This is a genomic window from Mesorhizobium sp. M0478 (assembly GCF_040321305.1).
Classification (GTDB): domain Bacteria; phylum Pseudomonadota; class Alphaproteobacteria; order Rhizobiales; family Rhizobiaceae; genus Mesorhizobium.
Map to the genome: position 1 here is coordinate 405,616 of NZ_JAMYRH010000001.1, position 20,140 is coordinate 425,755.

The window sequence follows — 20,140 nt, forward strand, 5'->3', positions numbered from 1 at the left end:
ACTTTTTTCGATGAGCGCTCATAGCGAAGAGACCCCTGAATTGATAGAGGCTGGACAATTCATAGAGGCGGCGCCGACCGTGCTCGAAGCCGGCGCGGAAGCGGCCGGCCAGCGCCTCGACCAGTGGCTGGCGAGCGCCCTCGGGCCTGACATGTCGCGCAGCCGGGTGCAGATGCTGATCCGGCAAGGTGCCGTTTCGATCGACGGCAAGCCGGTCGACGAGACCAAGCGCAAAATGAGTGCCGGCGAGCGCGTATCGGTCGTCATGCCCAAGCCCGAACCGGCCGAACCGCAAGGCGAGCCCATCGCGCTCGACGTGCTTTATGAGGACGACGAGCTGATCGTCATCAACAAGCCGGCCGGCCTCGTCGTCCATCCCGGCGCCGGCAACTGGACCGGCACGCTGGTCAATGCCCTGATCCACCACTGCGGCGACAGTCTTTCAGGCATTGGCGGCGTCAGGCGGCCGGGCATCGTCCATCGGCTGGACAAGGAAACCAGCGGCGTCATGGTGGTGGCTAAGACCGACCGCGCCCACAAGGCGCTGTCGGAGGCCTTTGCCGACCACGGCCGCACCGGCGACCTCGAACGTGCTTATTTGGCGCTGGTTTGGGGCATCCCTCCACGGCCGACCGGAACGGTCGACGCGCCGCTTGGCCGTGCTGCCGACCGCGTGCGCCGCGCCGTCGTGCCGGAAGGCCGTGACGATGCCCGCCGCGCCGTGACCCATTTCACCGTCAAGGAGCGTTTCGGCGAGGGCCAGCAGGCGTTCGCCACCGCCAGCCTGGTCGAATGCCGGCTGGAAACCGGCCGCACCCACCAGATCCGCGTTCACATGGCTCATATCGGCCATCCCGTCATCGGTGACCCCGATTACGGCCAGGCCTTCCGCACCAAGGCCAACCGGCTGCCCGAACTGCTGAAGGGTCAGGTCAAGGCATTTTCCAGGCAAGCTTTGCATGCGTGGCTTCTTGCATTTCGGCACCCGGCTACCCATTTATCGATGAGGTTCGAGGCGCCGATACCGGGGGACATGGAGGAACTCGTCGGCGGCTTCCGCAAGCTCTGAACCCGAGCAATTCCAGGAAAAGTGTGAAACGGTTTTCCGTCCGGAATTGCGTCTAAACAAGCCAGCTAAAACCTGAGCGGCATTGTTCACTTCAGCGTGACACACTGTTTCGTGTTGAACAAATGCCTGTCTTTTCTGGTTTTGTTCCTATATAAATCAGTTGCCGCGGGCGAGCCTTTTGGTGCTCGCGTCACATGCCCGCCGCGTTTCGGGGGCATCACTCCAATAGAGAGGGGGCGCAATCATGGCCCAGTCACTACCCAGTATTGTTTCCGGCGAAGGCGGCCTCAGCCGCTACCTGGAAGAAATCCGCCGCTTTCCCATGCTTCAGCCGCAGGAAGAGTACATGCTCGCCAAGCGCTACGCCGAGCATGAAGACACCAGCGCTGCGCACAAGCTCGTCACCAGCCACCTTCGGCTCGTTGCCAAGATCGCCATGGGCTATCGCGGCTACGGCCTGCCGATCGGCGAAGTGATCTCGGAAGGCAATGTCGGCCTGATGCAGGCCGTCAAGAAATTCGAACCCGAGCGTGGCTTCCGCCTCGCGACCTACGCCATGTGGTGGATCAAGGCCTCGATCCAGGAGTACATCCTGCGCTCGTGGAGCCTGGTCAAGATGGGCACGACCGCCAATCAGAAGCGCCTGTTCTTCAACCTGCGCAAGGTGAAGGGCAAGATCCAGGCGCTGGACGATGGCGACCTCAAGCCCGACCAGATCACCGAGATCGCCACCCGGCTGAACGTGTCGGAAGCCGAAGTCGTGTCGATGAACCGCCGCCTGTCGGGCGACGCGTCGCTGAACGCGCCGATCCGCGCCAGCGAAGGTGAATCCGGCGAATGGCAGGACTGGCTGGTCGATGACCACGAAAGCCAGGAAGACATGCTGATCGAACAGGACGAGCTGGAAAACCGCCGCGGCATGCTGTCGGGTGCTTTGGCCGTGCTGAACGATCGTGAGCGGCGCATCTTCGAGGCACGCCGCCTCGCCGAGGAGCCACTGACGCTGGAAGAGCTGTCGTCCGAGTTCGACATCAGCCGCGAGCGCGTGCGCCAGATCGAGGTGCGCGCCTTCGAGAAGGTGCAGGACGCGGTCAAGGCCGCCGCCAAGCGCCAGATGCAGGCGCTGCGCACGATCGAGGCGCAGCCCGCGGCGTAAAGCCGGGTTCGGCTAAGGAACAGAAGGCGGCGTCGGGAAACCGGCGCCGCCTTTTTTGTTTTGTCGTCCGTCGGCGGTTAGCGAAAGTCGGGCAACAGCTGATCTCCCCCCTTGAGGGGGAGATATCCGGCAGGACAGAGGGGGGCGTGACGGATCGCAGCTTGCGATTTTAACTATCCCCAACCTGGAATTGTTCGAGCACACAGCAAAGGTCGGCGGGACAGCACCCCCCTCTGCCCTGCCGGGCATCTCCCCCTCAAGTGGGGAGGTTGGCAGCTTCGGCGACGGCGCCAACAGCATGAACCGATCTACAGCCCATCCAGCGGAAACTTGAGATACCTTCGGCCGTTGGCCTCCGGTTCCGGCAGCCGTCCACCATTCATGTTGACCTGCAGCGCATGCAGGATCAGCCGCGGCATCGGCAGTGTCTTGTCGCGCGCTTCGCGCAAGTCGACGAACTCGGCTTCGCTGCGCGCCGCAACGAGGTGGATATTCTTTGCCCTCTGCTCGGCGACCGTGCTCTCCCAGTACGGCTCGCGCCCGCCGGCCTGATAGTCGTGGCCGACGAACACGCGCGTATCGTCCGGCAGCGCCAGAATGCCCTCAATCGAATGCCACAGCCGCGCGGCACTGCCGCCGGGAAAGTCCGTCCTTGCCGAGCCGCTGTCGGGCATGAACAGCGTGTCGTGGACGAAGGCTGCGTCGCCGATGACATAGGTGATCGAGGCCAGCGTGTGGCCGGGCGAGAACAGCACCTTGACCGGCAGGTTGCCGATCATGAACGTTTCGCCTTCCCCAAACAGCCGGTCCCACTGCGAGCCGTCTGCGGGGAAATCCGGCCAGTTGTAGATCGCCTTCCACAGCGCCTGGACTTCGATGATCCTGTCGCCGATCGCCGTCGGCGCGCCGGTCTTTTCCCGGAGATAGTGCGCCGCCGAGAAATGATCGGCATGCGGATGGGTGTCCAGGATCCACTCGAGCTCCAGCCCGTTTTCGCGGATAAAATCCAGCAAGGCGTCGGCATTCTTCGTCGCCGTCGCGCCGGATTTTTCGTCGAAGTCGAGGATCGGGTCGATGACGGCGCAGCGTCTCGTCACCGGGTCGGTGACGACATACTGGATGGCGCCGGTCGGCTTGTCGTAGAAGCCGGCGACCTCAGGTTTGGCCGAAGCGATGTCCAATGTCCGGCCCCCTGCCCCTTGCCCGACAGGAACCGTTTTCTCCGTCGGGTTGAACAAGAGCATGGTCATCTGGCAAAGCGCGCCGGTCAAGCACGCCTTGCCACAAATAGGACTGAAGCCCCAAATAGCTCCGACGGAGAAAACCTAGGCTGACGGCTGCTTCGTCTTCCTGAGATAGGGCAGGATCGTCTCGAAAGCGCCAAAACGCTTGACCGCATCTTCGTTCGAAACCGCGGCGGTGATGATCACATCCTCGCCCTGCTTCCAGTTGGCCGGCGTCGCCACCTGGTGCTTGGCGGTCAGCTGCATGGAATCGACCGCGCGCAGGATCTCGTCGAAGTTGCGGCCCGTCGTCATTGGGTAAGTCAGCACCAGCTTGATCTTCTTGTCCGGCCCGACGACATAGACCGAGCGCACCGTGGCGTTGTCGGCCGGCGTGCGGCCTTCCGACGTCTCGCCGGCGCCCGCCGGCAGCATGTCATAAAGCTTGGCCACCTTGAGATCCTTGTCGCCGATCAGCGGGTAGTTCACCGTCTGGCCGGTCGCCGTCTTGATGTCGGCCTGCCACTTGTCGTGGCTCGCAACGGGATCGACGGAAATGCCGATGACCTTGACGTTGCGCTTCTTGAACTCGCCTTCGAGCCCCGCCATCGTGCCCAGCTCGGTGGTGCAGACCGGGGTGAAATTCTTCGGATGGCTGAACAGGATCGCCCAGCCGTCGCCGATCCAGTCATGAAACTTGATCGGCCCTTGCGTGGTCTCGGCGGTGAAGTCAGGCGCGATGTCGTTGATACGAAGGCTCATGGCATTATTTCCCCAGCAACAGATTTCGTCAGGAGCGGCCGTGGACGGCGTCAACGCTCCGGCATTGCCGCATCTTAGCGCAAAAATCGCGGCTGCAGGACAATAGGAAACTATTATTGGCGACGGAACGAGCACTTTCGTTCTACGGACCGACGTTGGGCCGACAATCTTTCGTTTGTGCGGGGAAGGCTCAGGCCTTGTTGACCGCCAGCGACGTGGCCAGGTCTTCCATGCGCTGGGCGAGCGCGCCGAGCGCGCTGGTCAGCACGGTGTCGTTCTTGTCGGCCTTGGTCAGCGCTTCGTCGCGCGTCTTGCGCAGCGTCTGCACTTCGGTCTCCATGCCCTTGACCCGCTTCTGCAGCTCCGAAAGCTCGTCCATCACCATGATGCCGGCCATCACCGTCAGCCGCTGGTCGCCGATCTCGCCGAATGAATCCTTCAGATGCGAGACATAACGGTCGAACCGCTCGGCGAGGTCGATCAGGTGCTCTTCCTGACCCTCGTCGCAAGCCATGCGATACTGCTTGCCGTCGATGGAAACCGTGACCTGTGCCATGGCCTGCAGCTCCTACCTGTCCAGCACCGCGCGGATGGTTTCCATGGCGGTCACCAAGCGGCGCGACACTTCCTTGTTGGCATCTTCCAGACGTTCGGCGCGGGCTTCGGAATTGTCGAGTTCCTGCGCCAGCCGTGAACGGTCGGCGTTCATGCGCTGCACCTCAGCCTCGGCTTCGGAATAGTCGCGTTCATGCTCAAGCTTGGCCGCGACTGCGTTTTCCAGCCCCTCGATGGCCTTGCCCAGCCTGTGGATGACTTCCTTGAGTGTGGTTTCGCCGGTCATGGCCTTCGTCCTGTGCCCTGCCCATCACCGAATCGCTTCGCGTTCAGAACGCGTTAACAAGGAAACATTAGGCACCGGGTGAAGGCAACGTCAACAAAGCTCTCGCGACTGTCCCCCGCTAACGCTAATGTAGGTCGCCCCATGAGGTCTCAAAGCCATCACAAGACCGGCAAATGTGCAGCCGATTTGTTGACTAAAAGCCCGTGGCTGCTATGTGTCGCGCACTCTTTCCTGGGCTCTGCCAAGCCCACAAATCCCCACCCCGGAGGTACCATGACGTCGCGTGAACAACATGACCGGATGGCCAATGCGATCCGTTTTCTCTCCATGGACGCCGTCGAGAAGTCGCAGTCCGGCCATCCCGGCCTGCCCATGGGCTGCGCCGACATCGCCACAGTGCTGTTCACCCGCTTCCTGAAATATGATCCGAAGAACCCCCATTGGCCGGACCGCGACCGCTTCATCCTGTCGGCCGGCCATGGTTCGATGCTGCTCTACTCGCTGCTGCATCTGACCGGTTACGAGGACATGACCCTCGACCAGATCAAGCATTTCCGCCAGCTGGGTTCCAAGACCGCCGGCCATCCCGAATACGGCCATGCCACCGGCATCGAGACGACGACCGGCCCGCTTGGCCAGGGTCTCGCCAATTCGGTCGGCTTCGCGCTCGGCGAGCGCATCATGAACGCCGCCTTCGGCAACGACCTCGTCGACCACTACACCTATGTGCTGGCCGGCGACGGCTGCCTGATGGAAGGGGTTTCGCAGGAAGCCATCGCGCTGGCCGGCCACCTCAAGCTCAACAAGCTGATCGTCTTCTGGGACAACAACAACATCTCGATCGACGGTCCGGTTTCGCTTGCCGACAACACCGACCAGGTCGCCCGCTTCCAGGCCTCGGGCTGGAACGCCAGCCACATTGACGGCACCGACCCCGAGGCGATCGCCTACGCCATCGAAGCCGCCCGCCATTCCGACAAGCCGACGATGATCGCCTGCAAGACGACCATCGGCTTCGGCGCCCCGACCAAGGCCGGCACCAACAAGGCGCACGGTTCGCCGCTCGGCGCCGACGAGATCGCAGGCGCGCGGAAATTCTTCAACTGGGACTCGCCGCCCTTCGAAATTCCGGCCGACATTCTCGACGCCTGGCGCACCGCCGGCAAGGCCGGCGTCAAGCCGCGCACCGACTGGGAAGGCCGCCTGGCCAAGGCCAAGCCTGAGTTGAAGGCCGAGTTCGAGCGCCGCCTCGCCGGCAAGCTGCCGTCGAATTTCGATGCCGTCATTGCCGACTACAAGAAGAAGCTGTCGGCCGACAAGCCGAAGGTCGCCACCCGCAAATCGTCGGAAATGGCGCTGGAAGTCATCAATGGCGCGGTGCCGGAAACCATCGGCGGCTCTGCCGACCTCACCGGCTCCAACAACACCAAGACCAGCCAGACCAAGAACATCACGCCGGACGATTACGGCCAGCGCTATGTCCACTACGGCATCCGCGAGCATGGCATGGCGGCCGCCCTCAACGGCCTGACGCTGCATGGCGGCCTCATCGCCTATGGTGGCACCTTCATGTGCTTCTCCGACTATGCCCGTCCGTCGATGCGGCTGGCGTCGCTGATGGGCATCCGCTCGATCTTCGTCATGACCCATGATTCGATCGGTTTGGGCGAAGACGGCCCGACCCACCAGCCGGTCGAGCACCTGGCGGCGCTCCGCGCCATCCCCAACCACAATGTCTTCCGCCCGGCCGACGCGGTGGAAACCGCCGAATGCTGGCAGATCGCCATTGAATCGGAAAAGACCCCGTCCACCCTGGCGCTGACCCGTCAGAACCTGCCGACGGTGCGCACCGAGCACTCGGCCAGGAACCTCAGCAGCCAGGGCGCCTATGAACTGGCCGCGGCGAGCGGCGAAGCGGCGGTGACGATCTTCGCCACCGGCTCCGAGGTCGAGATCGCGCTCGGCGCCCGTGATTTGCTTGAAAAGCATGGGCACCCGACCCGCGTCGTCTCGGTGCCTTGCTTCGAACTGTTCGACCAGCAGAGCGACGCCTACCGCAAGGAGACGATCGGCAACGCGCCGATCAAGATGGCGATCGAGGCCGGCATCCGCCAGGGCTGGGATCACCTGATCGGCTCCGACGGCATCTTCATCGGCATGACCGGCTTCGGCGCTTCCGGCACCATCGAGCAGCTCTACCCGCATTTCGGCATCACCGCCGAAGCCGCGGCCAAGGCTGCGGAAGCCCGCCTGCACGGCAAGTAAGATCAGGGTCAGTCCCGCGCACCTCCAAGGCGGATTCGCGGGGCTGGACCAACCTAATCGATTTAAATTCGGCCTTCTGCGGCTGGATTCTTGTGCCATCCGCCGCTATGAAGCTGCGGACCCATCTGCCGCCTCCAGCTCCCAGGGAGAGTAAAATGACCGTCAGAGTTGCCATCAACGGATTTGGCCGCATCGGCCGCAACATCCTGCGCGCCATCCATGAATCCGGCCGCAAGGATATCGACGTGGTCGCCGTCAACGACCTCGGCCCGGTTGAGACCAACGCGCATCTGCTGCGCTATGACAGCGTGCACGGCCGATTCCCGCACGAAGTGTCGGTCTCGGGCGACCAGATCACCGTCGGCAAGGAGACCTTTAAGGTCACCGCGATCAAGGACCCGGCGCAACTGCCGTGGAAGGAACTCGGCATCGACATCGCGCTCGAATGCACCGGCATCTTCACCGCCCGCGACAAGGCTGCCGCGCATTTGACCGCCGGCGCCAAGCGCGTCGTGGTCTCCGCGCCTGCCGAAGGTGCTGACCTCACCGTCGTCTACGGCATCAACCACGACAAGCTGACCAAGGACCACATCGTCATCTCGAATGCGTCCTGCACCACCAACTGCCTGGCGCCGCTGGCCGCAGTGCTGCACGAGACCGTCGGCATCGAAAAGGGCATGATGACGACGATCCACTCCTACACCGGCGACCAGCCGACGCTGGACACCATGCACAAAGATCTCTACCGCGGCCGCGCGGCTGCCCTGTCGCAGATCCCGACCTCGACCGGTGCGGCCAAGGCGATCGGCCTGGTGCTGCCCGACCTCAAGGGCAAGCTCGACGGCATCTCGATCCGCGTGCCGACCCCCAACGTCTCGGTTGTCGACTTCAAGTTCATCGCCAAGCGCGCCACCACCGTGCAGGAGATCAACGAAGCGGTGATCGCCGCCTCCAACGGCAAGTTGAAGGGCATTCTCGGCGTCACCCATCACCCGAATGTGTCGATCGACTTCAACCACGATCCGCGCTCGTCGATCCTGGCGCTCGACCAGACCAAGGTCATGGACGGCAACTTCGTTTCGGTGCTGTCCTGGTACGACAATGAGTGGGGCTTCTCTAACCGCATGGCCGACACCTCGGTCGCCTTTGGCAAGACCATCGCCTGACCTGAAGGCATCGTCTCGCAGCTTCGAACGCCCGGCTTGTCCGGGCGTTTTTCGTCAGGGCGGCGGGCAAGGCGCGCCAAGCCGCCAAACGCCGGAAAATCAGCGGCATCAGGCAAAAAGCCATCCTTGCGCCTTGCACCGGCCATGCCTTCGCCCCACTCTCCCGTGAATCGGTAGAAAGAGGAATTCGAGGGGCAAATCACGGATGGAGCATGCGATCTATCTCGTCACGCTGGTCGGCACAGCGCTAGTCGTCGCCGCAGCGTTCTCGAGCCTGATCGCCTTCCGCTTCGGCGCCCCTTTGCTGCTGCTCTTCCTCTGCATCGGCCTCGCCAGCGGCGTCGATGGTCTCGGCATCGAATTCGACAATGCGCGCGTGGCATATTTTGCCGGCTCACTGGCGCTGGCGGTCATCCTGTTCGATTCCGGTTTCGGCACGCCGCTCAACGCGCTGCGCCAGGCGGCCGGACCGGCGCTGTCGCTGGCGACCTTCGGCGTAATCCTGACCACTGGCCTGTTTGGCGCCGCCGCCTATTACCTGCTCGACCTCAGCTGGCTGGAATCCTTCCTGCTTGGAGCTGCCGTCGCCTCGACCGACGCGGCTGCGGTGTTCTTCCTGCTGCGCGCCGGCGAGATCAATCTGCGCGAGCGCGTGCGCGCGACACTGGAAGTCGAATCCGGCACCAACGACCCGATCGCCATCTTCCTGACCATCACGCTGGTCGAGATCATCGCTGCCCACGCCAATCCCGAGACCCATGTGCTGGTCACCGACCTGATCCTCGGCTTCCTGCTCAATATGGGGCTCGGCGCCGTCGTCGGCGTGCTTGGCGGGCTCGGCATCGTGCGCCTCGTCGACCGGCTCAACCTCGACCATGGCTTGCTGCCGATCTTCGTGCTGACCCTGTCGCTGATGGTGTTCGCCGCCGCCGGCGCCATTGGCGGCTCGGGCTTCCTGGCGGTCTATCTCGCCGGGCTGATTGCCGGCAACTCCGACATCCGCGCCGTCACCATCCTGAAGCGCTTCCAGGACGGCATGTCGTGGCTGGCACAGATCATCATGTTCCTGATCCTCGGCCTGTTCGCGACACCCTCGCAGTTTCCGGCGATCATGGTGCCGGCGGTGCTGCTCGGCCTGTTCCTGATGTTTGTCGCGCGCCCTGTCGCCGTCTGGCTCTGCCTGATCCCGTTCCGCCTGCCGCGTCCCGAGATCGCCTTCGTCTCCTGGGTCGGCCTGCGCGGCGCCGTGTCCATCCTGCTTGCCATCACTCCGCTGCTCGGAGGGCTGGAGAACGGCCGCACCATCTTCAACGTCGCCTTCATCATCGTTCTGGTATCGCTGGTGGTGCAGGGCTGGTCGGTCGGTCCGCTGGCGCGCCGGCTCGGCCTGATCGTGCCGGCGAGACTCGGGCCGCTCGACAAGGTCGAACTCGAACTGCCGGGCTCCGCCCACCACGAACTGCTCGCCTACCGCGTCGCGCCCGGCAGCCCGGTGGCGCGCGGCGAGCGCATCCCGCGCTGGGCACGGCCCTCGCTGGTGCTGCGCGACGGCCGCTCGATGCGTTTCCAGGACATGGGCCGGCTCGCGGCCGGCGACCAGGTCTACATCTTCGTGCCCGACCGCTATCCGCGCCTGCTTGACAAGCTGTTCGCCAGCCGCGCCGTGGTCGACCCCGAGGATGCCGACTTCTTCGGCGCCTTCGCCGTCGATCCCGCCCGCTCGGCCGCAGAGCTCGAGGCCGCATACACTCCGGGATTGAGCGAAGCCGAGCAGAAGCTCACCGTCGGCGCGCTGGTGACGGCGCGGCTCGGCGGCCATGCCGAATATGCCGACCGGGTGCTGATCGGCCCGATCGAATTGATCGTCCGCGACGTCGACGACAAGGGCAAGATCACCGGTCTCGGCCTCTCCTTCGAGCCGACCGCGCCGGTGGCGCGGGTTCCGGTGTTCCTGAGCGCCGGCGAGATCGGCGATCGTGTCTCCGCCTTCATCCGCAACTGGCGCAAGCCGACCGAGACGCAGACTGCAGAGGCGACAGCCAATGAGAAGGCCCTTGAGCCGACGGCGGAAAAGATAACGACCGAAGGCTGACAAGCGATCGGTTCACGCTGACGTCCCGCATCATCACGACAGCCTTCGCCTTGATCTCAAAATTTAGCTCGCACCCCGGCTCAAGCCTTGCATCGTCATCGATGCGAGGTATGGTCCCGGCGATTTTCCACGGAAAGGAACCCGCATGGCCGCCTTCAAGACACTCGACGATATCGGCAATATCAGCGGCAAGCGCGTGCTGGTGCGCGTCGACCTCAACGTGCCCGTCGCCGACGGCAAGGTCACCGACGCCACCCGCATCGAACGCATTGCGCCGACCATCGCCGAACTGTCCGGCAAGGGCGCCAAGGTCATCCTGCTCGCGCATTTCGGCCGCCCGAAGAATGGTCCCTCACCCGAATTCTCGCTGGAGCCGATCGCCAAGGCTGCCGCGGAGGTGCTTGGCCGCCCCGTCGGCTTTGCCGGCGACTGCGTCGGCGACACGGCGGGCAGTGCGGTCGCCGCCATGAACAAGGGCGATGTGCTGCTGCTGGAAAACACCCGCTTCCACAAGACCGAGGAGAGGAACGACCCGGCCTTCACAGAGCGGCTCGCCGCCAATGGCGATATCTTCGTCAACGACGCCTTTTCCGCCGCCCACCGGGCACACTCCTCGACCGAAGGCCTGGCGCGGCTGTTGCCGTCCTATGCCGGCCGCACCATGCAGGCCGAGCTCGAGGCGCTGGAGAAGGGGCTCGGCAATCCGATCCGCCCTGTCGTCGCCATTGTCGGCGGCGCCAAGGTTTCGACCAAGATCGACCTGTTGATGAACCTGGTGAAGAAGGTCGACGCGCTGGTGATCGGCGGCGGCATGGCCAACACTTTTCTCGCCGCGCGTGGCACCGCTGTCGGCAAGTCGCTGTGCGAGCATGACCTTGCCGCGACCGCCAAGCAGATCATGATCGAGGCCGCCGAAGCCGGCTGCGCCATCATCCTGCCTGTCGACGGTGTCGTCGCCAAGGAATTCAAGGCGGGTGCGGCCAGCGAGACCGTTGCCATTTCGGATGTCCCGGCTGACGGCATGATCCTCGATGTCGGCGAAAAGACCGTGAAGACGATCGGTGAATGGATCGACCGCGCCGCGACGCTGGTCTGGAACGGCCCGCTCGGCGCCTTCGAGATCGAGCCTTTCGACCACGCCACGGTGGCTGCGGCAAAGCACGCGGCGTCCCGCACCAGGGCCGGCAAGCTGGTCTCGGTCGCCGGTGGCGGGGACACGGTGGCCGCCCTCAACCATGCCGGCGTCGCCGACGATTTCACCTATGTCTCGACCGCCGGCGGCGCTTTCCTCGAATGGATGGAAGGCAAGCCGCTGCCCGGCGTCGACGTGCTGAAGAAACAAGCCTGACCGGATCGGGGGCACAAAAACGGACGCCAGGAACTTTCAACCGATTCGAGCTTTCCGATGCCATTCCTTTGGCGGTAGAGTTCCGTTAAGCGCGGAACAACGCCGTCAAGGAGAAGCAAAATGAGCGAACGTCTCGAAGACATTGCCGCCGCGATGGTGGCCGGCGGCAAGGGCCTGCTGGCCGCCGATGAGAGCTCCGGCACCATCAAGAAGCGCTTCGACGTTATCGGCGTCGAATCGACCGCCGATAGCCGCCGCGACTACCGCGAGATGATGTTCCGCGCCACGGACGCGATGACGAAGTACATCTCCGGCGTCATTCTCTACGACGAGACCATCCGTCAGAAGGCTGCCGACGGCACGCCTCTGGTCGACATCATCAAGGCGGCGGGCGCCATCCCCGGCATCAAGGTCGACGCCGGCGCCAAGCCGCTGGCCGGCTTTCCCGGCGATACCGTTACCGAAGGCCTCGACGGCCTGCGCGAACGGCTCGCGGATTATTACAAGCTCGGCGCCCGCTTCGCCAAATGGCGCGCGGTGATCGACATCGACACCGGCAAGGGCGTGCCCTCGGTCAATTCGATTGGCTCCAACGCCCATGCGCTGGCCCGCTATGCCGCACTGTGCCAGGAGGCCGGCATCGTGCCGATCGTCGAGCCGGAAGTGCTGATGGACGGCGCGCACGACATCGACACCTGCTACGACATCTCGAAGGCAACGCTGATCAAGCTCTATGACGAGCTGCATGCGGCGCGCGTTGTGCTGGAAGGCACCATCCTGAAGCCGAACATGGTGCTGGCCGGCAGGAAGTCGGGCAAGGTGAGCAGCCCCGAAGAGGTCGCGGAAAAGACCATAAAACTGTTCCGCGAAACCGTACCGGCAGCGGTGCCGGGCATCGCCTTCCTTTCGGGCGGGCAGTCGGACGAGGAGGCGACCGCCAACCTCAACGCCATCAACGCCATCGGGCCGCATCCGTGGAAGCTGACCTTCTCCTATGGCCGCGCCTTGCAGGCCGCCCCACAAAAGGCCTGGAGCGGCAAGGCATCGAACGTCGCCTCCGGCCAGGCCGCCTTCACCCATCGTGCCCACATGAACCATCTGGCGGCGCTGGGACGATGGACGGCGAGCCTCGAACAGGCCGCCTGAGCGCAGTCCTCCCGTTGTCATACAACCCGGGCCGATGCGCCCGGGTTTTGTTTATGACAAGGCGGGCTTGGGACGGAGTTCGCCCATCCTTATCTCCTTTTCGGCAAAAGCTGACGGCGATGTCGGTTTCTGCCCACCCCAAACGTCCTTGGGTGAACAGACAGGGAGAACTTCATGACTCGCAAGAAGGTGGTTTCGCGTGAAGACTGGTTTGAGGCGCACAAGGCGCATCTGGCGCGCGAGAAGGAATTGACACGGTTGCGTGAGCGCATCGCCGCCGAGCGGCGTGAACTGCCCTGGATGAAAATCCGCAAGGACTATGTCTTCGAGACCGAGCAGGGTCCGAAGAACCTGGCCGGACTGTTCGGCGCCAACAGCCAACTGATCGTCTACCACTTCATGATGACGCCAGGATCGAACCACCGCTGCGAAGGCTGCTCCTTCCTTGCCGACCATATAGACGGCGCCGATCAGCATCTCAGGCGCCACGACGTGTCGCTGGTGGTGGTTGCGCGCGCGCCGCTGGCGGAACTGCTGCCTTACAAGCAGCGTATGGGCTGGAAATTCGACTGGGTGTCGTCCTACGCCTCGGATTTCAACTTCGACATGCAGGTCTCCTTCACCGACAAGCAGATCGCGGCCGGCGACACCACCTACAATTTCGAGACGCGTCCGCGCACGTCAAAGGACCTTCCCGGCACCAGTGTTTTCTACAAGGACGAGAACGGCGACATCTTTCTCACCTTTATGTCGCGCGCCCGCGGCGGCGAGGCGCAGATCGGCACCTATGACTATCTCGATATGACGCCGAAGGGCCGCGGCGAAAATGGCCCTTATCAAAGCCTGATGGACTGGGTGCGGCTGCATGACGAATATCAGGAAAAGCAGGCGGCTAAGGAAAACTGCTGCGACTAGAAGCGCGTTCACCTGCGCCCAAACATGCGCTAAGGCTGCCGTTAACCTCTAACGGTATTGCCATGCGCTTCCCGGCCCTTCTTACCTGGCTCGCCTACCCCGTCTATGTCTGGCAGGGCCTCGGCGTGCGCCGCCGCACCACCCGCATGCTGCCGGCACAAGGGCCGGTCATGCACGAAATATCGGGCAAGGCGCCGGCCATCTCGCTGCTGGTGCTGGGCGATTCCTCGGCCGCTTCCGTCGGCATCGGCAATTCCGAGAACGGGCTTGCCGCGCAGCTTGCCGTCATGATCGCGCAGCGAACCGGCCTTGCCGTGCGCTGGCGCGCCGCCGGCTTCAACTCGGCAACGTCGGGCCAGATCCGCGACCATGTGCTGCCCAATCTGTCGGCCGATCGGTGGACGCATATAGTGCTGGCCATCGGCACCAACGACACCAAGAATTTCCACTCGGTGCCGCGCTTCAAGAAAGAGTTCGGCGGCCTGCTTTACGCGCTGCGCGCCAAATGGCCGGAGGCCCGCGTCGTCTGGTCGCCGGTGCTGGAATTCACCCGTGCGCCGGCCATGCCGCCGCTGCTCGGCAAGATACTCGAAATCCGCGCTACCGCAATGAACCGCATGGGCGAGCGCCTCTGTTTCGAGCGCGGCGCCGTGCCGGCGCCACGGCTGCCGATCACCAACCCTGAGGCCGGCTTTGCCTCCGATGGCTTTCATGCCTCGGAAGCCGGTTACCGCGCCTGGGCCGAACATCTGGTCGGATGGGTGCTCGCCGATTGACCTGAGGGGGCACAAGCTCGGACTGGTGGGCTTCAGAGAACTGACGCGAGTATTTCCAAATACTGTTGATTGCAGCCTGCTTCCAATGGATCTGAGCCAGAATATCATCCAGCAGCAATGGACGAGCTACGGCCTGGATTCCGAAACCGGCAACGACACCTGCACGCTGACCGGCAACCGCGCCGAATCGAGCAAGCATGTCATTCCGGCCGGCCCGGCCAACGCCACGCCTTTTATTGCGGCGAACCTGCCGGAATTCATGACGACGCGCGGTGGCGATTACTTCTTCGTGCCCAGCCTCAACGCCATCCGGATGATTGCCATGGGAACGGTGGACCCGACCTGACCCTCAAGGCTATGCCCAGTGCCCCAGCGCACCCGCCAGCGCGATGGCCGCCATGGCGATCAGGGCCAGCTTCCAGAAATCGCCGCGCCGCTTCAGGCCCGGCCAGCCGAGCGGCTTGATCAGCTGAATGGCCATCATGCCGATGATGACGAGCGCGAGGAGTTTCGACATGCCCGCCTTTGAGCAGCATCGCGACAGGCTGTCAAAGCGGTTCTTGCATGGTCTCGGTCGACTTGGCCATTCCTGACAAAAGGCTCGTTTCCGAACCGACCGCCAAGCACCTCGCAGCTTTCTTCAACGAGCTGACATGCTCCTGACAGACTGCTGTCAGGAGGGGTATGCGATAGTGTCTCCATCAGAGAAGAGGAGATGGTCATGAACAGCTTTGGTATTTTGAACAGCGTACAGCACTATGTCGGCAAGATCCGCACGATGCGCAATGAAGTCCGTACCCAGCGCTTCCTGAACTCCTTGCCGGCGGACATCCGCAAGGACATTGGCTGGCCGGATATGTATGAGGGTCACAGCCGCATTCGCGAGATCTGAGGCGTTTTACATGACAATGCTTGGATGCGGACCCCGCAACGCCCGGATCATTGACATGGACCCCCGGGCGGCGACGCCTTGGGCTGGCGCAAAGACTTTTGGCGCCTGCTACGGACAATGCTGAAGGCTCCTGACAGAATGCTGTCAGGAGCACCATGCCATAAACGTGTCAGGAGACATGAATGGTGAAAAGCTGGAACGACAGGCTGAACACGCCGGGCGTCAACGGCGTGAAGCCGACGCCACGCACAATGGGCGACGTCGTCGAGGGCCAGCCGATGCTGGTGCCGACGGCCCGTCAGGTCGATGATTTCATCCGCACGATCCCCAACGGCCTCGAGATGGATGTACGCGCCTTGCGCACCGCGCTCGCCATCGAGCATGGGGCGCAAGTGACATGTCCGGTCACCATCGGCTATCATCTGCGAACCGTCGCCGAAGCCGCCAATGAGGATCTCGAACGCGGCATGACGCTGAACGATATCACGCCGTACTGGCGTGTGCTCGACGTGAACACGCCGACAACGAAGAAGTTGTCCTTCGGCGCGGAATTCGTCGCCGTGCAGCGCAAGCGCGAAGGACTTAAACCATAATGCGTGTCGCCCAAAAGTGCGCAGCGGTTTTTGGGAGAACGACAAGCATAAAACAGGACATGGATGTCACCCGGAACCGGTTTTGGCCCCATGACATTCATAGACAAGCAGCCGAGGGACCATACGATGCGACGTGCCGACAGGCTCTTTCAGATCGTGCAGCACCTGCGTGGCGGCCGGCTGGTCACCGCCCAGAAGCTCGGCACATGGCTCGAGGTTTCCGAGCGGACCATCTACCGCGATATCGCCGATTTGCAGTCGACCGGAGTGCCGATCGACGGCGAGGCCGGCGTCGGCTACATGATGAGGGAGGGTTTCGACCTTCCGCCGCTGATGTTCACGCGTGACGAAATCGTCGCGCTGGTCGCCGGCGCCCGCATGGTGCGGGCCTTTGGCGGCGCGGCCATGGCGCGTGCGGCCGACGAGGCGCTGGTCAAGATCGGCGCCGTCCTGCCCGACGCCGAGAAGGACCGCATCGCCCGCACCGAGATCCACACGCCGATGTGGGTGGTGAGCGACGCCGCGCGTGAGGCGATCGACGTGATCGAGCGCGCTGTCGAGAAGCGACAGGTGCTGACCATCGACTACCGCGACGAGGCCGGCCGCGGCACCGGGCGTGACATCCGTCCGCTCGGTCTGTGGTTCTGGGGCAAGGTATGGACGCTGGTTGCCTGGTGCGAGATGCGCGACGATTTCCGCGCCTTCCGCATCGACCGCATCGCCTCGGTGGTCATCGCCGGCCGCATCTTCAAGCCTGAGCGAGGCAAGCAGCTTGCCGACTTCTACCGCGCCGTCGAACGCTCGGAGGACTATGGCATGACGCCGGACCGGGCGGCGCGCAGCTGAGACTTCGATAATCAATGAAAAAGCCCGCTCGAAGCGGGCTTTTTTGATGAACTGTCGCAAACCTTACTCGTCGTCCGCATCTTCCTTCTTGGACTTGAGCGCCGAGAGCTTGGCGAACACGGCGTTTGCGTCGAGCTCGGCATCCTCGTCCTTCGGCTTCTCCGGCGCCGGCACCAGGCGCTCGGTCACGGCAGCCGGCAGCAGCGTGTCGCCGACAGGCTGCGCCTGCTCGCGGCCGCGCGAGGCGCGGTTGACTTCCATGTCGAGGTCGATCTGCGAAGCGAGACCCAGCGTCACCGGGTCCATCGGCTGCAGATTGGCCGAATTCCAGTGCTTGCGCTCGCGGATCTGTTCGATCGTCGACTTGGTCGTGCCGACCAGGCGCGAAATCTGCGCGTCCTTCAATTCCGGATGGTTGCGGACCAGCCACAGGATGGCGTTGGGCCGGTCCTGGCGCTTCGACAGCGGTGTGTAGCGGGGACCCTTGCGCTTGGATTCCGGCACCCGCACCTTGGGGTCGGACAGTTTCAGGCGCTGGTTCGGATCCTTCTCGGCGCGCGCGATCTCGTCGCGGGTCAGCTGTCCGGTCATGATCGGATCCATGCCCTTGATGCCCTGCGCCGATTCGCCGTCGGCGATCGCCTTGACCTCGAGCGGATGCAACCCGCAGAACTGCGCGATCTGCTCGAAGGAAAGCGCGGTGTTGTCGACCAGCCAGACGGCGGTCGCCTTGGGCATCAGCAGCGTATTGGCCATTTCAAAAATCCTTCTCGTTCGCCCGCGTTCCCGCGCGGGCGGTGGTTTAGAGCCACCAAAATGGGAAATTCGCGGCCTGTATAACCGCTCCGCTGCCGTTTCGCAATGTTTTTGGCGCAGGGCGCAGCCGTCGGACACCGGACAGCGGGGGAGGCCAGGAGGACCTCGGCTCCGGCGATCATTGATGCCGAGTTGTACAGGGGGTCCAAGACGACAAAACCCGCCGGACAGGGTCCAGCGGGCTCGGAACCGGCGACGGGATACCGTCTGCGGCGGCTCTTGCTTCTGCCGCGTGGTCAGGCCTCATCGGCCGACCAGGCTTCGAATTAGATGGCCTTGCGGGCAATCCTCTCGATGTCGCCGCGGCTGATGCCGAGGTCGCTGAGCTGACGGGCGTTGAGCTTGTTCAGCTCGCGCACGGTTTCGTTGTACATACGCCAGTTACGGAAAGCGCGGATCGGGTTCATGGTTGTCCTCCAGTTGTTAGATCAAATCGTTTCGATGACGCTTAGATAGGCAGTGCTGCCCACGAATTGAACAGACGTCTTTGCATAGCCGCAATGCAAATGCTGCATTGCAGCATTAAGCTTGTGTTCATCTTGCCGACAGGCTGAGCGCGGAGCATGGCGCGAGGTTCAGGTCAGGCCGAGCAGAGAATGGCGGCTCCCGAGAACCGGCCTACGCCCGCCGTAGCCTTCATAGAGCGGAGGCATTTATGACGGCTTCGGCCGGCGAAGGCCGGAGCGAAGCGTACTTCAGTACGAAGCACCGGCCTACGCCGGCCGTAGCCTTAACTGCCGCAACGCCTCATGAGGGCTTCGGCCGGCGAAGGCCGGAAGCGCAGGGAGCCGCCATTCGCAGGCCGGCCTCACCTAAATCTCGCCCCATCTAGCCGACGTCGAGAACGATCTTGCCTATATGCTCGCCCTCTTCCATGCGCTCATGCGCCCGCCAGGCGTCGGTCAGCGGGAAGATCATGTCCATCACCGGCGCTACCTTCCGGGTGCCGAGCAGCGGCCACACCTGTGCTTCCAGTGCGGCGGCGAGCGCCGCCTTGAACTCGACCGTGCGAGGCCGCAGCGTCGAGCCGGTGTGGGTCAGCCGCTTGACCATGATTTTCGAGAAATCGGCGCTCGCCACCGCGCCGGCCTGGACGGCGATCTGGACGATCCTGCCCTCGACCGCGGCGGCCTCGTAGTTGCGCGCGATATAGTCGCCGCCGACCATGTCGAGAATGACGTCGGCCCCCTTGCCGCCGGTCGCATCCTTGACCGCCGCGACGAAATCCTCCTCGCGGTAGTTGATCGCCCGGTCGGCGCCGAGTTTCAGGCAGGCGTCGCATTTTTCCTTGCTGCCGGCGGTGGTGACGACATAGGCGCCGAAGGCCGACGCCAGCTGGATCGCCGTGGTGCCGATGCCCGATGAGCCGCCATGGACCAGCAGCGTCTCACCCTTTTTCAGGCCGCCGCGCTCGAACACATTGTGCCAGACGGTGAAATAGTTTTCCGGAACCGCGGCCGCCTCCGTGTGGGTGAAGCCGGCGGGCAGCGGCAGCACGCTGCCGGCATGAACCTTTACATATTCGGCATAACCGCCCCCCGGCGTCAGCGCGCAGACCCGGTCGCCGATGCGCCAGCGCGATATGTCGTCGCCAAGGACGGCCACTTCGCCCGATGCCTCGAGACCGGGCAGGTCGGAAGCGCCGGGCGGCGCCGGATAGGCGCCCTTGCGCTGCTGCACGTCGGGGCGGTTGACGCCGGCCGCACGCACCCGGATCAGGATTTCGCCGGGACCAGGCACCGGCACGTCGCGCGTTTCCGGTTTCAGCACCCGCGGCCCGCCCGGTTGCGAGATTGCAATGGCCGTCATCGTGGCTGGAATTTTATGTCCGCTCGCCATGAAATTTCCCGTCTCGGTCCGCCGGCTGCCAGCTTCTTGCCGGCTGTTTGCATCTACGCCCCTGCCCTATGTATGCTGATTGCCGGATCAGGCAAATGGCCAAATCAGCCCCAATACTGAATAGGGAGGAGCGACGATGGCGATCTTCGACGACGAACCCAAGAAGAAAGCCCGCCCGCATGAGATCGGACAGGATCTGTCGCTGCTTTCGGTCGGTGACCTGACCGAACGGATCAGCATCCTGCGCGAGGAGATTGCCCGGCTCGAAGCCGAGCTCCAGACCAAGGGCAGCACCAAATCGGCGGCCGAAGCCCTGTTTCGCCGCGGCTAGTTTTCGCGTTAGTTTCGGCGTTGAGCATCCGCCGCCGAAAAGCCCGAATGCGCCTGTCTTCAGA

General features: G+C 63.6%; 22 protein-coding genes. 14 read left to right on the forward strand and 8 right to left on the reverse strand.

Features of this window, described 5'->3' with window-relative positions; translation table 11 throughout:
* Window positions 1-10 precede the first annotated feature (10 nt).
* Window positions 11-1,069: an RluA family pseudouridine synthase gene (locus tag NKI64_RS01945; protein ID WP_023735223.1), complete on the forward strand. Its 1,059-nt coding sequence runs from the start codon at window positions 11-13 to the stop codon at window positions 1,067-1,069.
* Between the two features lie 244 nt (window positions 1,070-1,313).
* Window positions 1,314-2,225 (forward strand): RNA polymerase sigma factor RpoH, encoded by a 912-nt coding sequence (gene rpoH, locus NKI64_RS01950; protein WP_023670124.1) that lies wholly within the window; start codon window positions 1,314-1,316, stop codon window positions 2,223-2,225.
* Window positions 2,226-2,533: 308 nt separating this feature from the next.
* On the opposite strand, the gene NKI64_RS01955 is transcribed toward rpoH, so the two are convergent.
* The 4 genes from NKI64_RS01955 to NKI64_RS01970 all read right to left on the reverse strand — a co-directional run bounded on the left by NKI64_RS01955 (window position 2,534) and on the right by NKI64_RS01970 (window position 5,051).
* Window positions 2,534-3,406: an MBL fold metallo-hydrolase gene (locus NKI64_RS01955; protein ID WP_031199864.1), complete on the reverse strand. Its 873-nt coding sequence runs from the start codon at window positions 3,404-3,406 to the stop codon at window positions 2,534-2,536.
* A 144-nt stretch (window positions 3,407-3,550) separates the two neighbouring features.
* On the reverse strand, window positions 3,551-4,210 hold the full coding sequence (locus NKI64_RS01960) for a peroxiredoxin (RefSeq protein WP_023727298.1): 660 nt from the start codon (window positions 4,208-4,210) through the stop codon (window positions 3,551-3,553).
* A 190-nt stretch (window positions 4,211-4,400) separates the two neighbouring features.
* A complete protein-coding gene (locus tag NKI64_RS01965; RefSeq protein WP_023670127.1) occupies window positions 4,401-4,766 on the reverse strand; it encodes a cell division protein ZapA in 366 nt (121 codons plus the stop codon).
* Between the two features lie 12 nt (window positions 4,767-4,778).
* The gene (locus tag NKI64_RS01970; protein WP_023670128.1) at window positions 4,779-5,051 is read right to left on the reverse strand and encodes a DUF4164 domain-containing protein; all 273 of its coding nucleotides are present in this window, start codon (window positions 5,049-5,051) and stop codon (window positions 4,779-4,781) included.
* A 273-nt stretch (window positions 5,052-5,324) separates the two neighbouring features.
* Between NKI64_RS01970 and tkt the strand changes: the two genes are divergently transcribed.
* From tkt to NKI64_RS02010, 8 genes are all read left to right on the forward strand, one after another.
* Window positions 5,325-7,316 carry a transketolase gene (gene tkt / locus NKI64_RS01975; protein WP_023670129.1) on the forward strand — a complete coding sequence of 664 codons (1,992 nt, stop codon included), beginning with the start codon at window positions 5,325-5,327 and terminating at the stop codon, window positions 7,314-7,316.
* A gap of 155 nt (window positions 7,317-7,471) precedes the next feature.
* The gene (gap, locus tag NKI64_RS01980) at window positions 7,472-8,482 is read left to right on the forward strand and encodes a type I glyceraldehyde-3-phosphate dehydrogenase (RefSeq protein ID WP_023683984.1); all 1,011 of its coding nucleotides are present in this window, start codon (window positions 7,472-7,474) and stop codon (window positions 8,480-8,482) included.
* Window positions 8,483-8,687: 205 nt separating this feature from the next.
* Window positions 8,688-10,574: a potassium/proton antiporter gene (locus NKI64_RS01985; RefSeq protein ID WP_023670131.1), complete on the forward strand. Its 1,887-nt coding sequence runs from the start codon at window positions 8,688-8,690 to the stop codon at window positions 10,572-10,574.
* 145 nt (window positions 10,575-10,719) lie between these two features.
* Entirely contained in the window at window positions 10,720-11,922 is a 1,203-nt protein-coding gene (locus NKI64_RS01990) for a phosphoglycerate kinase (protein ID WP_352666326.1), read from the forward strand.
* Between the two features lie 120 nt (window positions 11,923-12,042).
* Window positions 12,043-13,068, forward strand: coding sequence for a class I fructose-bisphosphate aldolase (locus NKI64_RS01995; RefSeq protein ID WP_023727302.1), 1,026 nt, complete (start codon window positions 12,043-12,045; stop codon window positions 13,066-13,068).
* Between the two features lie 174 nt (window positions 13,069-13,242).
* On the forward strand, window positions 13,243-13,983 hold the full coding sequence (locus tag NKI64_RS02000; RefSeq protein WP_023752897.1) for a DUF899 domain-containing protein: 741 nt from the start codon (window positions 13,243-13,245) through the stop codon (window positions 13,981-13,983).
* Window positions 13,984-14,045: 62 nt separating this feature from the next.
* Window positions 14,046-14,759, forward strand: a complete 714-nt coding sequence (locus tag NKI64_RS02005) for an SGNH/GDSL hydrolase family protein (RefSeq protein WP_023683989.1) — start codon at window positions 14,046-14,048, stop codon at window positions 14,757-14,759.
* A gap of 25 nt (window positions 14,760-14,784) precedes the next feature.
* Window positions 14,785-15,105, forward strand: coding sequence for a hypothetical protein (locus tag NKI64_RS02010; RefSeq protein ID WP_155924185.1), 321 nt, complete (start codon window positions 14,785-14,787; stop codon window positions 15,103-15,105).
* Window positions 15,106-15,114: 9 nt separating this feature from the next.
* Here the strand turns inward: NKI64_RS02010 and NKI64_RS02015 are convergent, their stop codons facing one another.
* Window positions 15,115-15,276: a hypothetical protein gene (locus NKI64_RS02015; RefSeq protein ID WP_023683991.1), complete on the reverse strand. Its 162-nt coding sequence runs from the start codon at window positions 15,274-15,276 to the stop codon at window positions 15,115-15,117.
* Between the two features lie 204 nt (window positions 15,277-15,480).
* Here NKI64_RS02015 and NKI64_RS02020 point away from each other — a divergent pair, with 204 nt between their 5' ends.
* The 3 genes from NKI64_RS02020 (at window position 15,481) to NKI64_RS02030 (ending at window position 17,090) form a co-directional block, all read left to right on the forward strand.
* Window positions 15,481-15,651: a hypothetical protein gene (locus NKI64_RS02020; RefSeq protein WP_023670139.1), complete on the forward strand. Its 171-nt coding sequence runs from the start codon at window positions 15,481-15,483 to the stop codon at window positions 15,649-15,651.
* A gap of 182 nt (window positions 15,652-15,833) precedes the next feature.
* Entirely contained in the window at window positions 15,834-16,244 is a 411-nt protein-coding gene (locus NKI64_RS02025) for a hypothetical protein (protein WP_031199867.1), read from the forward strand.
* Between the two features lie 126 nt (window positions 16,245-16,370).
* Window positions 16,371-17,090 carry a helix-turn-helix transcriptional regulator gene (locus NKI64_RS02030; RefSeq protein WP_023683994.1) on the forward strand — a complete coding sequence of 240 codons (720 nt, stop codon included), beginning with the start codon at window positions 16,371-16,373 and terminating at the stop codon, window positions 17,088-17,090.
* A 63-nt stretch (window positions 17,091-17,153) separates the two neighbouring features.
* Here the strand turns inward: NKI64_RS02030 and NKI64_RS02035 are convergent, their stop codons facing one another.
* The 3 genes from NKI64_RS02035 to NKI64_RS02045 form a co-directional block, all read right to left on the reverse strand.
* Entirely contained in the window at window positions 17,154-17,846 is a 693-nt protein-coding gene (locus NKI64_RS02035) for a DUF1013 domain-containing protein (protein ID WP_023670142.1), read from the reverse strand.
* Between the two features lie 326 nt (window positions 17,847-18,172).
* Window positions 18,173-18,313: a DUF1127 domain-containing protein gene (locus NKI64_RS02040; protein WP_023670143.1), complete on the reverse strand. Its 141-nt coding sequence runs from the start codon at window positions 18,311-18,313 to the stop codon at window positions 18,173-18,175.
* Between the two features lie 421 nt (window positions 18,314-18,734).
* Window positions 18,735-19,745 (reverse strand): NAD(P)H-quinone oxidoreductase, encoded by a 1,011-nt coding sequence (locus NKI64_RS02045; RefSeq protein ID WP_032903975.1) that lies wholly within the window; start codon window positions 19,743-19,745, stop codon window positions 18,735-18,737.
* Between the two features lie 136 nt (window positions 19,746-19,881).
* Between NKI64_RS02045 and NKI64_RS02050 the strand changes: the two genes are divergently transcribed.
* Window positions 19,882-20,076, forward strand: coding sequence for a DUF1192 domain-containing protein (locus NKI64_RS02050; RefSeq protein ID WP_023670145.1), 195 nt, complete (start codon window positions 19,882-19,884; stop codon window positions 20,074-20,076).
* Window positions 20,077-20,140 lie beyond the last annotated feature (64 nt).

What these genes read in the sequence shown, in the direction of transcription:
- NKI64_RS01945 (WP_023735223.1), top strand. Translation starts at nt 11, where the DNA reads ATGAGCGCTCATAGCGAAGAGACCCCTGAATTGATAGAGGCTGGACAA.
- rpoH (WP_023670124.1), top strand. Translation starts at nt 1,314, where the DNA reads ATGGCCCAGTCACTACCCAGTATTGTTTCCGGCGAAGGCGGCCTCAGC.
- NKI64_RS01960 (WP_023727298.1), bottom strand. Translation starts at nt 4,210, where the DNA reads ATGAGCCTTCGTATCAACGACATCGCGCCTGACTTCACCGCCGAGACC.
- NKI64_RS01965 (WP_023670127.1), bottom strand. Translation starts at nt 4,766, where the DNA reads ATGGCACAGGTCACGGTTTCCATCGACGGCAAGCAGTATCGCATGGCT.
- NKI64_RS01970 (WP_023670128.1), bottom strand. Translation starts at nt 5,051, where the DNA reads ATGACCGGCGAAACCACACTCAAGGAAGTCATCCACAGGCTGGGCAAG.
- tkt (WP_023670129.1), top strand. Translation starts at nt 5,325, where the DNA reads ATGACGTCGCGTGAACAACATGACCGGATGGCCAATGCGATCCGTTTT.
- gap (WP_023683984.1), top strand. Translation starts at nt 7,472, where the DNA reads ATGACCGTCAGAGTTGCCATCAACGGATTTGGCCGCATCGGCCGCAAC.
- NKI64_RS01985 (WP_023670131.1), top strand. Translation starts at nt 8,688, where the DNA reads ATGGAGCATGCGATCTATCTCGTCACGCTGGTCGGCACAGCGCTAGTC.
- NKI64_RS01990 (WP_352666326.1), top strand. Translation starts at nt 10,720, where the DNA reads ATGGCCGCCTTCAAGACACTCGACGATATCGGCAATATCAGCGGCAAG.
- NKI64_RS01995 (WP_023727302.1), top strand. Translation starts at nt 12,043, where the DNA reads ATGAGCGAACGTCTCGAAGACATTGCCGCCGCGATGGTGGCCGGCGGC.
- NKI64_RS02000 (WP_023752897.1), top strand. Translation starts at nt 13,243, where the DNA reads ATGACTCGCAAGAAGGTGGTTTCGCGTGAAGACTGGTTTGAGGCGCAC.
- NKI64_RS02005 (WP_023683989.1), top strand. Translation starts at nt 14,046, where the DNA reads ATGCGCTTCCCGGCCCTTCTTACCTGGCTCGCCTACCCCGTCTATGTC.
- NKI64_RS02015 (WP_023683991.1), bottom strand. Translation starts at nt 15,276, where the DNA reads ATGTCGAAACTCCTCGCGCTCGTCATCATCGGCATGATGGCCATTCAG.
- NKI64_RS02020 (WP_023670139.1), top strand. Translation starts at nt 15,481, where the DNA reads ATGAACAGCTTTGGTATTTTGAACAGCGTACAGCACTATGTCGGCAAG.
- NKI64_RS02025 (WP_031199867.1), top strand. Translation starts at nt 15,834, where the DNA reads ATGGTGAAAAGCTGGAACGACAGGCTGAACACGCCGGGCGTCAACGGC.
- NKI64_RS02030 (WP_023683994.1), top strand. Translation starts at nt 16,371, where the DNA reads ATGCGACGTGCCGACAGGCTCTTTCAGATCGTGCAGCACCTGCGTGGC.
- NKI64_RS02035 (WP_023670142.1), bottom strand. Translation starts at nt 17,846, where the DNA reads ATGGCCAATACGCTGCTGATGCCCAAGGCGACCGCCGTCTGGCTGGTC.
- NKI64_RS02040 (WP_023670143.1), bottom strand. Translation starts at nt 18,313, where the DNA reads ATGAACCCGATCCGCGCTTTCCGTAACTGGCGTATGTACAACGAAACC.
- NKI64_RS02045 (WP_032903975.1), bottom strand. Translation starts at nt 19,745, where the DNA reads ATGGCGAGCGGACATAAAATTCCAGCCACGATGACGGCCATTGCAATC.
- NKI64_RS02050 (WP_023670145.1), top strand. Translation starts at nt 19,882, where the DNA reads ATGGCGATCTTCGACGACGAACCCAAGAAGAAAGCCCGCCCGCATGAG.